This is a genomic window from Meridianimarinicoccus zhengii, assembly GCF_003254465.1.
In the GTDB taxonomy this organism is placed as follows: domain Bacteria; phylum Pseudomonadota; class Alphaproteobacteria; order Rhodobacterales; family Rhodobacteraceae; genus Meridianimarinicoccus; species Meridianimarinicoccus zhengii.
In genome coordinates this window covers 1-12,677 of the sequence record NZ_QDFI01000105.1, presented here as the reverse complement: position 1 = coordinate 12,677, position 12,677 = coordinate 1, and the positions used below count along the sequence as shown (strand labels likewise).

The following is a 12,677-nucleotide window of genomic DNA, read 5'->3' as shown; positions in this document are numbered from 1 at the left end:
AAGTGCATCGCTCGTCGGTCGGGCGGTTGCTGCACCGGCTCGGGCTATCACACAAAAAAAGACCTGCAAGCGCTTGAACAGAAGCGCAGGGACGTGGCCGACCTGCGTCACATCTGGATCACGAGACGCCAACCCTTCATGGCCAGGCATCTGGAAAGACTGGCTTTCATCGACGAGACCTCGGTCAAGACCAACATGGTCAAGACCACCGGCTGGGCCCCGCGCGGGCAGCGTCTCGTCGATCATGCACCGTTCGCGCACTGGCGCACACAGACGTTCATCGGCGCTTTGCGCCATGACCGGCTGGATGCCCCTTGGGTGTCTGCAACCTGTTCACCGATGAAGAGTGCTACAACTTCTTCAAGGCCGCCGGATACGGAACCGATTAAACGCGACACGCTCTAGCGCCCGGCTGATAATCGCTTCGTAGGTTGTGTACTCGTGTTCCATAGTATCGTTCCTTCCAATACGGTTGCCGCTGTCGCTACGAAAAGGACGACAGCGAGGGCCTGTGCCGGTCAGGCATAGGTCGCAGGTCTTTGAAGAATTGGGATGACTTTCGACGAGACCCCGGAAGGCTACACTCGTCTCGTAAATTTTTGGCGTGGACCGCCTTCTAACTACCTAGCACTTGGGCACACAGATGTCCCGTGTCAAGACCAGCGACCCCGACGCGGAAACCCTGTCAGACACCGACTACTTGCGGTCCCGAGAGACGTCCCGGTCCGACTGCTATGTCGCGCGACTGGCCGAACACGTGGCCGAGTACGGACCACTGGCGACAGTGAGGACGAGGAAGACGTAGGGGAAATAGACTTTCTTATTGGAGTGGTGAAGCCTACCAACCTTCTGAACGAAACCTCCCTCTTCTTCCATTACTTATACCTATTCCAAGGGGCATTATCTGGGGCCTACTCGGAGCCCTCGGGGCACCAAGGGAGCACCGGGGCGCTTGCCTCTCTGATCATCCGGAAACTGGCTGGGGTGGTAGGATTCGAACCTACGGTACACGGTACCAAAAACCGCTGCCTTACCGCTTGGCTACACCCCAACCGTGCGCGGGGTATTACGGTCCGGCGGGGCGGAGCGCAAGGGGGCGTGCGGTGAAATTCGCCGCTTTTTCGCTCACCCCGCTGCCCGGATCAGACACGCAGGGGATCGGCCTTGGCGAGCCGGTCAAACGCCATGAGCGACGCCACCAGCACGGGCATCCGGTCCAGCGGAATCATGTTCGGCCCGTCCGAGGGCGCGGTATCCGGCGCCTCGTGCGTCTCGATGAACACCGCGGCAATCCCGAGACTGACGGCCGCGCGTGCCATCACGGGCGCGAACTCGCGCTGCCCGCCGGACGATCCGCCCTGCCCGCCCGGCTGCTGCACTGAATGGGTCGCGTCCATCACCACCGGCCAGCCCGTGCGCGCCATGATCGGCAGGCTGCGCATGTCCGCCACCAGCGTGTTGTAGCCGAAGCTGACCCCCCGCTCGGTCAGCAGGATGCGCCGGTTACCTGTGGATTCGACCTTGGCGACCACGTTGGCCATGTCCCACGGCGCCAGGAACTGGCCCTTCTTGATATTGATCGCCGCGCCCGTTTCCCCGGCCGCCAGCAACAGATCGGTCTGCCGGCTCAGGAAGGCGGGGATCTGCAGCACGTCCACCACCTTGGCCACGGGCGCGCATTGCTCGATCCCGTGGATGTCGGTCAGCACCGGTACGCCGAGCGTGTCCTTCACGGCAGCCATCACCGCCAGCCCCGCGTCGAGTCCCAAGCCGCGCTTGCCCGACAGCGACGTGCGGTTGGCCTTGTCGAAACTGCCCTTGAAGACGAACTGCGCCCCCGCCGCGGCGCAGGCGTCCTTCATGGCCGACGCGATCATCAGCGCGTGGTCGCGGCTTTCCAACTGGCAGGGGCCCGCGATCACGGTCAGCGGGCGGTCGTTGCCCATGGTCACATTGCCGATGTCCACGTCGTGCATGGCGCGCCCTCCTGCATGTTGCGTCGATGGCATATCACTCCGCCAGAACCTCCGCCACCCGCGCGCGCAGGGCGGGCAGAACCTCGGCCTCGAACCAGGGGTTGCGTTTCAGCCACGCGGTATTGCGCCAGGACGGGTGCGGGAGCGGATAAGTGCCCGGCGCATGGGCCCGCCAGTCGCGCACGGTGTCGGTCACGCCGGCCCTGCCCGGCAGGTACCGGCGCTGCGCATAGCCGCCGATCAGCAACCGCAGGGGAACCTGCCCGATCTCGTCCAGCGCGCGATCGTGCCATGTACGCGCGCAGACGGGTGGCGGCGGCAGGTCGCTGCCCTTGGCGTCATAGCCCGGAAAGCAGAAGGCCGAGGGCAGGATGGCCACCCGTGCGCGGTCGTAGAACTGCGCCTCGGTCACGCCCATCCAGTCGCGCAGCCGGTCGCCGGACCGATCCTTGAACGGCACGTTCGACAGGTGCACCCGCATGCCGGGCGCCTGCCCGATCACGAGGATCCGTGCACCGGGGCGGAACCAGACGACGGGGTTCGGCGCATGGGCCGTCTTGGTCGCGGCGAAGCGGTCGGCGCAGATGCGGCAGGCGCGGATGTCATCGGCAAGAGCGGTGGCCATGGCCGCGACATAGGCCCCGCGATCCGGCGATGCCAGTACGGCGGTGCCCCTGCCCTTGTCGTCGCGCTCGCTCCCGGCTACCTCCGCGCCACATCGCGCCGGAGAGCCCCATGACAGATCCCGCCACACCGCTCGACCGCGCCCATGCCGCGATGGACGCCGCGCCCGACGACGATGCCCTGCGCCTGCGGTTCTACGACCGGCTGGCCGAGGCGGAACTGTACCTGCTGCTGGACAAACCGCCCGAAGACGACCGGATCGACCCGACCGTGTTCGATGCCGGCGAAGCGCGCTACGCGCTTGCCTTCGATCTCGAGGACCGGCTGGCGGATTTCGTCGAAGGGTCGGTCCCCTATGCCGCCCTGTCCGGGCGCAGGCTTGCCGCAATGCTGGCCGAAACCGGGCTGGGACTGGCGCTGAACCCCGATGTTGCCCCGTCGGCGATGCTGCTGGACGCGGATGCGATGCGCTGGCTGGCCGACACGCTGGCAGACGGTCCGGCACGGACCGAGGCGCAGGCGCGCGAACTGACCGCGCCCGCAGGTCTTCCCGATGCGCTGCTGACCGCGCTCGACGGCAAGCTGGCGACAATGGCGGGGCGTGCCGCGGGCGCATACCTCGCCGGGGTCACGTGGGACACCGGCGCGCGCGGGCACCTGCTGGCTTTTGTCGACGCCGCCCCGGGGGCCGAGGATGCGCTGGCCCGCGCGGTGCACGAGGCGCTGGCCTTCAGCGGGCTGGAAGCCGGAAGCCTCGACGTGATGTTCCTGCGCGCGGCGGACGGCGTGGCAGCACGGCTGGGGCGGGTCGGGCTGCGGTTCGATCTTCCGGCACCGGCCGCACCGGAACAGACGGTCCGCCCCGCACCCGGCAGCGACCCGGACCGGCCGCCGCGGCTGCGCTGACGCCGCGTCGTGCAACTTGACCTCGGTCAAGTGCGGCACGGTGGAAAACCTGTATGACACCCCCACCAATAACGGGGGAACAGGCCATGCGGCTGACTACACGCACCAACCTTGCCATGCGCGCGCTGATGTTCTGCGCCGTCAACCCGGGCGTGACGGTCCGCAAGGCCGACATCGCGTCGGCGTGCAACGCGTCGCTCAACCATCTGGGGCTGGTCATCAACCTGCTCGGACAGGCGGGCTTCATGGAAACCTGCCGCGGGCGGCACGGCGGGGTGAAACTGGCGCGCCCGGCCGCCGACATCAGCATCGGCGCGGTGGCCCGGCTGCTGGAAGGCGACGTCCCCTTCGCAGAATGCTTCGACGCGCAGGAGAACACCTGTCCGCTGTCAAGCTGTTGCCGGTTGCGCAACGGGCTCGCGCGGGCGCTGGCTGCGTTCTATGCCACGCTCGACGCGATCACGCTGGCGGACCTGACCGACGGCAACGCACCGCTGCACGCGCTTCTGGACCTCGACACCGCGGCCTGAAACCGCGTCACACGAGACGAGACGCCGTCTCGCCGATCATTTCGTCGCCGGTGGATTGCGCGGCATCTTCGGCGGCTGGCGCCGTCAAGGGCGGTTGCGCCGCCAGCCGGGCCAGTTCCTGCGCCGCGTCGAACTGCGACAGGAAAACCCGGCCTGTCAGGTCCGACAGGAAATGGCAGCGCTTCAGCCGGTCCATCACGGGCCCCTTCACCTCGGACAGGTGCAGCGTGATCCCGAGGTCGTGCAGCCGGTGGTTGATCGCCTCGAGGCTTTCCAGCGCGCTCATGTCGATCTCGTTCACCGCGGAACACATCAGGATGACATGGCGCAGGCCGTCGTCACCCACGACCCGGTCGAGCACATAATCCTCAAGGAAGCGCGCATTGGCGAAATAAAGGCTTTCGTCGATCCGGATGGTCAGAACGGCCGGATCGGTGATGACCTTGTGGCGGTGAATGTTTCGGAAATGCTCGGTGCCAGGCACCTGCCCTACCTCGGCAATATGCGGGCGGGACGTCTTGTAGAGATGCAGCGCGATGGACAGGATCACGCCCGCCGTCACCCCGGCTTCGACCCCAACCAGAAGTGTCAGCGTGATGGTGGCGGCGACCGCAGTGAAATCGGCGCGCGAATAGGCCCATGTCTTCTTGAGGATCGAGAAATCCACAAGGCTGAGAACCGCCACGATGATCGTCGCCGCCAGCGTCGCCTTGGGCAAATAAAAGATCAGCGGCGTTAGCGCGAGTGCCGCGATGGCCAGCCCCACGGCGGTGAAGGCGCCCGCGGCGGGGGTTTCGGCCCCGGCGTCGTGATTCACGACCGACCGCGCGAAGCCGCCCGTGACCGGGAAGCCGCCGGTGAACGCGGCGCCCAGGTTGGCTGCCCCCAGCCCGATCAGTTCCTGGTCCGGGTCGATTCGCTGGCGTTTCTTGGCCGCGAGCGTCTGCGCCACCGAGATCGATTCCACGAACCCGATGACCGAAATCAGGATCGCGGGTACGAGCAACAGGCGGATCAGTTCGAGGTCCAGCGATGGCAGCGTCAGGGGCGGCAGCGCCTGCGGCACAGCGCCCACGACGGCCACGCCGCGATCCGCCAGACCGAAGGCCGCGGTCACGGCGGTCGTGACCACCACGGCAGCGACCGGCCCGGCCTTGGTGCCGATATCGGCCATGCGCGGCGACAGCCCCGCCCGGCGCAGCATCGGCTTCAGCCCGCGCCGCACCCAGAACAGGAACGCGGTCGCGGCCACGCCGATGACCAGCGTGATCGGGTTGGTGTCGGGCAGATGGGCGACCAGGTCGCCCACGACCTGCGGCAACGCGTGGCCATGGGCCTCGATGCCGAGGATATGCTTGACTTGGCTCGCGGCGATTATGACCCCGGACGCGGTTATGAAGCCCGCGATGACCGGATGGCTGAGGAAATTTGCCATGAAACCCAGCCTGAACACCCCCATCACCAACAGCAGCGCCCCGGACAGGAACGCCAGCGTCAGGGCGGCAGCGGCATAGCCCATGGTGCCCTGTTCCACGATCTGCCCAAGCGCCGCGGCGGTCATCAGCGAGACCACCGCGACCGGCCCTACAGCCAACGACCGCGAGGTGCCGAAAACGGCATAAAGGATGATCGGCACGATGGACGCGTAAAGCCCCGCCTCGGGCGGCAGGCCCGCCAATAACGCATAAGCCAGCGATTGCGGGATCAGCATGATCGTCACGATCACCGCCGCGACCATGTCGTTCGTCAGCGCATCGCGGTCATAGCGGCGCCCCCAGTCGAGGATCGGCAGGTATTTGGCAAGGCGGGTCATGCGGGCACTCGGCAGGCGGTCATGTCAGGAAAGAGGCCCCGGCGCGGGGGCCGGGGCGTCGGTGTGCGCGGGGCAAGCGGCAGCGCGCGGCGCGAAGGTCCGCCGCACCGGACGGATCATTCCGCGGCGACCTTCAGCGCCTCGGGACGGGCCATCCATTCGCGGCCCCGCAGCATCGCGCGCCAATAGACGGGCGGCAGGATGCGTTCCTTCAGCAGCCACGCGGCACGGGTCGGTTTCGTCCCGTCTATCAGCCATTTCGGGAAGGACGGTTTCAGCGTGCCGCCGTAGCCGAACTCGGCCAGCACGATCTTGCCGCGCTCCACCGTCAGCGGGCAGGAACCGTAGCCGTCATACTGCGCCACGGGCGACTTGCCGCGCATGTCGGCCACCACGTTCTCGGCCACCACGGGCGCCTGAACGCGCGCCGCCGCTGCGGTCTTGGCGTTGGGCGCGTTCATCACGTCCCCAAGCGACCAGATGTTGTCATAGGTCTTGTGGCGCAGGGTGGCGGGATCGACATCGACCCAGCCCGCCGCATCCGCCAGCGGGGAGACGCGGATGAAATCGGGCGCGGTCTGCGGCGGGCAGACATGGATCATGTCGAAATCGACCGTTTCCAGCATCGGCTCGGTATCGGGCCTGGCGACGCGGAACGTGGCCTTCTTCGCTAGACCGTCCACGGAGACGAGCGTTTCGAAGAAATTCAACTCGGCCCGATACTTGTTGACGTATTCCATCAGCGCCGGGACGTAGTCTTTCACGCCGAACAGCACGCCGCCCGCGTTGTGGAAGCCGATCTCGATGTCCTTGAGGCGCCCGGTGCGGTGCCAATGGTCCGCCGAAAGGTACATCGCCTTCTGCGGCGCGCCCGCGCATTTGATCGGCATGGGCGGCTGGGTGAAGAGCGCCCGGCCCGATTTCAGCCCCTTGACCAGTTCCCATGTGTAGGGGGCCAGATCGTAGCGGTAGTTCGACGTGACGCCGTTCTTGCCCAGCGTATCCACAAGCCCCTCGACCCCGTGCCAATCGAGCTTCAGGCCCGGACACACGATCAGACGCTTGTATTTCACCACGCGGCAGCCATCGAGGATGACAGCGTTCGCGTCGGGTTCGAAGGCCGCCACGGCCGCCTTGATCCAGTGGACGCCCGTCGGAATGAGCGACCCCATGGTCTTGGCGGTGGATTTGGCGTCGAAGATGCCACCGCCGACCATGGTCCAGCCGGGCTGGTAATAATGCACATCGGCCGGGTCGATGATCGCGATGTCGGCCCCTGGCTTGCGCGCCTTCAGGCTGGCCGCGACCGCGATGCCCGCCGCGCCGCCGCCGACGATCACGATGTCATGGCTGGCGTCGGCGGTGTCGGTCGGTGTCCTGCCGCCATTGACGATGCGCCGGACCACGCCCGACATGTCATAGCCCGCCGCCTTGGTGGCCGCGAGGATTTCCGGCACCGGTTTGTCCTGCGCCGCCGACAGCGACCAAAGCGTCGCACTGCGCATCCCCGAGCGGCAATAGGCCAGCACCGGGCCGGGCAGTCCGGCGCGGGCCCTGGCGAAGGCCGCGGCATCGTCGTCGCTGACGCGGCCTTGGGTGATGGGCAGGTAGCACGCGTCCATCCCCGCGGCTTTCGCCGCGGCCTCGATCTCGTCGAAGGTGGGCTGGTCGGGGCCTTCGCCATCAGGGCGGTTGCAGATCACGGCGCGAAAGCCCTGCGCGGCGAGCGCAGGCAGATCGGCCACCGCGATTTGCGGACTGACGGACAGGTCGGGCGAAATCGGCTTGGGATCGATCGGGGCGGTCATCAGGTCTCCTCTCGGGGGCGTGCGGCATCTGGCGCGCCGTCTGCGCAGGGCTGTGGTTTTTGCGCTCTTGGAACGCGCAGGGCGGCACAGATGTGCGGTGCCGCCCCGTTCGGGATCAGAGCCCGTTTACGGGCACCTTGAGCATCGGGCGCCCGTCCTTGTCGGTGGGCACCGCACCCGCGCGCATGTTCACCTGCAACGAGGGGATGATGAGCTTCGGCATCGCCAGTTGCGCATCGCGCTCGGTGCGGAACTTGACGAAGTCGGCCTTGGTCTTGCCGCCGCCCACATGGATGTTGTGCGCCTTTTCGGCGGCCACGGTGGTTTCCCACTGGATGTCGCGGCCGTTGGGGCCGTAATCGTGGCACATGAACAGGCGCATGTCGTCGGGCAGTGCAAGCACCTTCTGGATGCTGTCATACAGTTCCCCAGCATCCCCGCCGGGAAAATCGGCCCGCGCCGAGCCGCCATCGGGCATGAACAGCGTGTCGCCCACGAAGGCCGCATCGCCGATCACGTGCACCATGCAGGCGGGCGTGTGGCCCGGCGTGTGCATGGCGAAGCCCTGCATCGTGCCGATGGTGAAGGTGTCGCCGTCCTTGAACAGCGCGTCGAACTGCGACCCGTCGCGCTGGAACTCGGTGCCTTCGTTGAAGACCTTGCCGAAGGTGTCCTGCACCACGGTGATCTTCTCGCCGATGCCGATCTTGCCGCCCAACTCGCGCTGGATATAGGGCGCGGCGGACAGGTGGTCGGCATGGACATGCGTTTCGAGCAGCCATTCGACCTTCAGCCCGTTCTCGCGGATATGGGCGATGACTCTGTCGGCGCTGTCATAGGTGATCCTGCCGGCGGAATAGTCGATGTCCATGACGCTGTCCACGACCGCGCAGGCATCGGAGTTCGGGTCCTTGACGACATAGGTGATGGTGTTCGTCGCCGGGTCGAAGAACGCTTCGACCTCGGGTTTGACGGCCATGTTCACGGGATAGCTCGACATGTGGTCCTCCATTCGGACCCGGCGCACGCCCCATGCGGCGCGCACCGGAAAGTTATATCTGATGTTTTGAATGTAATTCGCCGGCGCCGCGGCGCAAAGGGGCAGGCCTGCGGCAAACGGCCCTGCCCGATCAGCAGTCCTTGCAGGTCTTCAGGCCGAGCAGGGTATAGGCCGGGCAGAAGCGCATGCCGGCGGTCGCCAGCATCACGATGCCGACCACGAGCGCGAGCCAGAAGCCTGCGCCGGACAGCCCGGCGAACAGTGCAAGCGCCAGCAGAACGACGCCCACGGCGCCCCGCAGCATGCGATCGATGTTTCCGACATTGGGTGTCATGGTGTCTCTCCTTCGGGTTGATACGCATACTCTACGCCTGCCGCACCACCCCGTCTGTGACCAAGTCACCGACCCGTCAGTGCTGCGCCGCCAGCCGTTCCAGCCCCGCGTGGTCGTCGATCACGATCTCGCCGCGCCCGCCGCCGACCAGCCCGCGGCGGCGCAGGTCCTGCAACACCCGTGACACGACCTCGCGCGCGGTACCCAGTTCCACAGCAAGCTGCTGATGGGTGATCGCCACCCTGTCGCCCGCCGCCAGCGCAAGCAGTTTCTGCGCCAGCCGTATGTCCATGCGCTGGAACGCCACGTCCTCGATCACGAGAAACAGGTCCGTCAGCCGCCGCGCATAGCTGTCGAACACCAGTGTGCGAAAGGCGGGCGCCGTGCCCAGCAGCGCGTCGAAAGTGGCGCGCGGGACCATGACGGCCTCCACCTCGGTCTCGGTCACGCCCTCGGCGGAATAGGCATCGCGGGTCATCAGACAGCTCGTCGTCATGATGCATGTTTCTGCCGCCTGCACCCGGTAGAGCACGATCTGGCGGCCGCTTTCCGACACGTGCTGCACCCGCACGCTGCCCTTCAGCACCAGCAGCATGTGATCGGCGGGCGCCCCGGGACGGAACACGACCTTGCCGGGCGGAACCGAGACGCAACGTGCCGCCGCCTCCAGCTTCCGCCGGTCGTCGGCGGACAGCCCGCGCAGGTTTTCAACACCCTCGCTCCAGCCCATTGGCCACCCCTTGCGTTGCCTGCCTGTGGCCTTGCGCCGCCCGTGCGCCCCGGTCAAGCGTCCCCACCGTCGCGCCCGCCCCCCGCTCACGCCGGTCGCAAAGCGGTTGGCCCCCCCGGACCCCGGTGCTAGTGTTTCCACGACACCCCCGAGCCCCGGTACGTTCCCATGCCCGACATCCAAGCCTTTCACGCCGTCCCGCGACGCCTGGCCGCCCTGCGCGCCGCGGCGACGACCTTGTGCGCGGCCCTTCTGGTCGCCGCGGGCGCGGTCCTGCCCGCCATGGCGCAAAGCGCGTTCGAAACCCGCGCCACCACCGCCTATGTGCTCGATCTCAACACCGGCACCGTGCTTCTGGACAAGAACGGGACCGAACCGCAGCCGCCTGCATCCATGTCCAAGCTGATGACGCTCCTGATGCTGTTCGAAGCGGTGCGCGATAATCCCAACATCTCGCTCGACACGGAGTTTCAGGTGTCGACGAAGGCGCGGGAAATGGGCGGATCGACCATGTTCCTGAACGAACGCGACCGGCCCACAGCCGAGGAACTGATCAAGGGCATCATCGTGCAGTCGGGCAACGACGCGACGGTCGTCGTGGCTGAGGGGCTTGCCGGGGACGAGAACCGTTTCGCCCGGCTGATGACCGAGCGGGCCCGCGAGCTGGGCATGACCGACACCACGCTGACGAACGCGTCCGGATGGCCCGAAGACGGCCACCGCATGAGCGCGCGCGACCTTGCGATCCTGTCGAAACACCTGATCGAGGATTTCCCGGAATATTACCCGTATTTCGCCATGGCCGAATGGCCTTTCGACGGGCGCGCGCCCAGCAACCGGTTCAACCGGAACCCGCTGCTGAACCTTGGCATCGGCGCGGACGGGCTGAAGACCGGCCATACGCAGGAAGCGGGCTACGGGCTTGCCGGGTCGGCGGTGCAGGATGGTCGGCGGGTGATCTTCGTCATCTCGGGGTTGCCCAGCGCGGAAACCCGCGCCGAGGAGGCAGAGCGGATCGTTCGCTGGGCGTTCCAGCAATTCGTGGAAACCCGGCTTGCCGTGGCGGGCACGGTCATCGCCGAAGCGCCGGTCTGGATGGGCGACGAAACAAGCGTGGGGCTGGTGGCGCCGCGGGATCTGCTGGTGCTGCGCGATGCCGTCGCTGGCAGCGGGATCACGACAGAACTGGTCTATTCGGCACCCGTGCCCGCACCCATCGCGGCGGGCGACACCGTGGCGGAGCTTGTCGTCACGAGCCCCGGACTGCCGGAAACGCGCCATCCGCTCGTGGCCGACCGTGACGTGGTCTATGGTGGCTTCGTGCCACGGCTGCGCAGCGCCGGGCTGACGCTGATCGATCGGCTCGTCGGACAGGCGAGCGCGCTGTTTTGACCCCCCGGCGCGGCAGCCGCGGCCTGAGCTTGGCACGCGGTCGGTTCATCAGCTTCGAGGGCATCGACGGCTGCGGCAAGTCCACACAGGCAAGGCTGCTGGCAGACCGGCTGCGCGCGGGCGGCAAGGAGGTCGTGCTGACCCGCGAACCGGGCGGCGCACCGGGGGCCGAGGAAATCCGGCGCCTGCTCGTGGACGGACCGCCCGACCGCTGGTCGCCCGAGACCGAGATCCTGCTGTTCACTGCCGCGCGGCGCGATCACTGGGAACGCACCATCGACCCGGGCTTGCGCCGCGGCGCCACCGTCATCACCGACCGTTTCGCCGACAGCACGCGGGTCTACCAGGGCACGACGCGTGGCGATCTCGTGCGGGTCGTGGACGATCTGCACCGCATGATGATCGGGGCCGAGCCCGACCTGACCTTCGTCATCGACATGTCCCCGACCGAGGCGCTGGCCCGCGCGCGCCGCCGCAAGGGCGGCGAGGACCGGTTCGAAGGCTTCGGTCCGGGCTTCCAGATGCTGCTGCGGCAGGGCTTCGTGGCACTGGCGCAGCGCGCGCCCGCGCGGGTGCGGCTGATCGACGGTGCCGGCAGTCCCGAACAGGTGGCCGAACGTGTCGCCCTCGAACTGGAACAGAACCCGGCATGAGCGATGCTGACACGCCGCCCGAACCGGACCGCGCCGATGGCGCGCCCCATCCGCGCAATGCCCCCGCGCTGATCGGTCAGGATGCGGCCAGCGCCGCGTTTCTTGCGGCGCAGGGCACTCGGCGGCTGCACCATGCGTGGCTGATCACCGGGCCGCCCGGCGTGGGCAAGGCGACGCTCGCCTGGCGGATCGCCCGGTATCTTCTCGCGCCGACGGCAGCGGATGAGGGGCCGGGCCTGTTCGGCGCGGCGGACAATGCACCCGTGGACCTGTCAACCGATCCGGACAGCCCCCGCAACCGGCGCATCACGGCGCTGTCCGATCCGGGGCTGTTCCTGCTGCGCCGCGGCTGGGACGACAAGGCCCGCCCGCCGCGCCTGCGGCAGGTCATCACCGTGGACGAGGTGCGCCGGATGCGCGGCTTCTTTTCCATGTCGGTGCCCGATGGCGGGCGCCGGGTGGTGATCGTGGACGATGCCGACAGCCTGAACGTGCAGGCGGCCAATGCGCTCCTGAAACTGCTGGAGGAGCCGCCCGCGAACACCGTGTTCCTGCTGGTGTCGCACATGCCCTCGCGGCTCTTGCCGACGATCCGCTCGCGCTGCCGCACCCTGCCCTGTGCGCCCTTGTCGCCTGATGACGTCGCGGCGGCGCTGGCGGGATTGGCGCCCGATCTGGGCGAAGACGACCGGCACGCGCTCGCGCGGCTGTCGGGCGGCAGCGTGGGGGCCGCGCTGCGGCTGCACGTGCAGGACGGGCTGGCACTGGCAGGGGCGCTCGACCGGATGCTCGGAAGCCTGCCGGGGCTGGACCGGATGGCGGCGCAGGCGCTGGCCGGCGATCTTGCCGCGCGCGGGGCCGAAGACCGACGGGCGCTGTTTCTCGACCTGCTCGATGCGCGGCTCGCGGGG

General features: G+C 67.6%; 12 protein-coding genes, 1 tRNA gene and 1 pseudogene. 6 read left to right on the top strand and 8 right to left on the bottom strand.

Features of this window, described 5'->3' with window-relative positions:
* Nucleotides 1-405, top strand: a pseudogene (locus DDE13_RS20645) (hypothetical protein); the annotation flags it as partial.
* 571 nt (nt 406-976) lie between these two features.
* On the opposite strand, the gene DDE13_RS20640 reads toward DDE13_RS20645, so the two are convergent.
* The 3 genes from DDE13_RS20640 to DDE13_RS20630 all read right to left on the bottom strand — a co-directional run bounded on the left by DDE13_RS20640 (nt 977) and on the right by DDE13_RS20630 (nt 2,601).
* Nucleotides 977-1,051 (bottom strand) — tRNA-Gln (locus tag DDE13_RS20640).
* A gap of 91 nt (nt 1,052-1,142) precedes the next feature.
* Nucleotides 1,143-1,976, bottom strand: a complete 834-nt coding sequence (gene kdsA / locus DDE13_RS20635) for a 3-deoxy-8-phosphooctulonate synthase (protein ID WP_111406109.1) — start codon at nt 1,974-1,976, stop codon at nt 1,143-1,145.
* A gap of 34 nt (nt 1,977-2,010) precedes the next feature.
* A complete protein-coding gene (locus DDE13_RS20630; protein WP_111406108.1) occupies nt 2,011-2,601 on the bottom strand; it encodes a uracil-DNA glycosylase family protein in 591 nt (196 codons plus the stop codon).
* 110 nt (nt 2,602-2,711) lie between these two features.
* Here DDE13_RS20630 and DDE13_RS20625 point away from each other — a divergent pair, with 110 nt between their 5' ends.
* Complete coding sequence (locus DDE13_RS20625) at nt 2,712-3,506, top strand: SseB family protein (RefSeq protein WP_111406107.1); 795 nt, start codon at nt 2,712-2,714, stop codon at nt 3,504-3,506.
* Between the two features lie 86 nt (nt 3,507-3,592).
* Complete coding sequence (locus DDE13_RS20620; protein WP_111406106.1) at nt 3,593-4,036, top strand: Rrf2 family transcriptional regulator; 444 nt, start codon at nt 3,593-3,595, stop codon at nt 4,034-4,036.
* A gap of 7 nt (nt 4,037-4,043) precedes the next feature.
* Here DDE13_RS20620 and DDE13_RS20615 read toward each other — a convergent pair whose 3' ends face one another.
* The 5 genes from DDE13_RS20615 to DDE13_RS20595 form a co-directional block, all read right to left on the bottom strand.
* Nucleotides 4,044-5,849: a SulP family inorganic anion transporter gene (locus DDE13_RS20615; protein ID WP_111406105.1), complete on the bottom strand. Its 1,806-nt coding sequence runs from the start codon at nt 5,847-5,849 to the stop codon at nt 4,044-4,046.
* Between the two features lie 116 nt (nt 5,850-5,965).
* Nucleotides 5,966-7,657, bottom strand: a complete 1,692-nt coding sequence (locus tag DDE13_RS20610) for a TIGR01244 family sulfur transferase (RefSeq protein ID WP_394340316.1) — start codon at nt 7,655-7,657, stop codon at nt 5,966-5,968.
* Nucleotides 7,658-7,772: 115 nt separating this feature from the next.
* Nucleotides 7,773-8,657: an MBL fold metallo-hydrolase gene (locus DDE13_RS20605; RefSeq protein WP_111406104.1), complete on the bottom strand. Its 885-nt coding sequence runs from the start codon at nt 8,655-8,657 to the stop codon at nt 7,773-7,775.
* 130 nt (nt 8,658-8,787) lie between these two features.
* Nucleotides 8,788-8,991 carry a YgaP family membrane protein gene (locus tag DDE13_RS20600; RefSeq protein WP_111406103.1) on the bottom strand — a complete coding sequence of 68 codons (204 nt, stop codon included), beginning with the start codon at nt 8,989-8,991 and terminating at the stop codon, nt 8,788-8,790.
* Between the two features lie 76 nt (nt 8,992-9,067).
* The gene (locus tag DDE13_RS20595; RefSeq protein ID WP_111406102.1) at nt 9,068-9,721 is read right to left on the bottom strand and encodes a Crp/Fnr family transcriptional regulator; all 654 of its coding nucleotides are present in this window, start codon (nt 9,719-9,721) and stop codon (nt 9,068-9,070) included.
* Between the two features lie 168 nt (nt 9,722-9,889).
* Between DDE13_RS20595 and DDE13_RS20590 the strand changes: the two genes are divergently transcribed.
* From DDE13_RS20590 to DDE13_RS20580, 3 genes are all read left to right on the top strand, one after another.
* The gene (locus DDE13_RS20590; RefSeq protein WP_111406101.1) at nt 9,890-11,113 is read left to right on the top strand and encodes a D-alanyl-D-alanine carboxypeptidase family protein; all 1,224 of its coding nucleotides are present in this window, start codon (nt 9,890-9,892) and stop codon (nt 11,111-11,113) included.
* A 29-nt stretch (nt 11,114-11,142) separates the two neighbouring features.
* The gene (gene tmk / locus DDE13_RS20585) at nt 11,143-11,766 is read left to right on the top strand and encodes a dTMP kinase (RefSeq protein ID WP_111406111.1); all 624 of its coding nucleotides are present in this window, start codon (nt 11,143-11,145) and stop codon (nt 11,764-11,766) included.
* Nucleotides 11,763-12,677, top strand: a 915-nt coding sequence (locus DDE13_RS20580; RefSeq protein WP_111406100.1) for a DNA polymerase III subunit delta', incomplete at its 3' end; no start/stop codon positions are given. The genes tmk and DDE13_RS20580, both read left to right, overlap by 4 nt.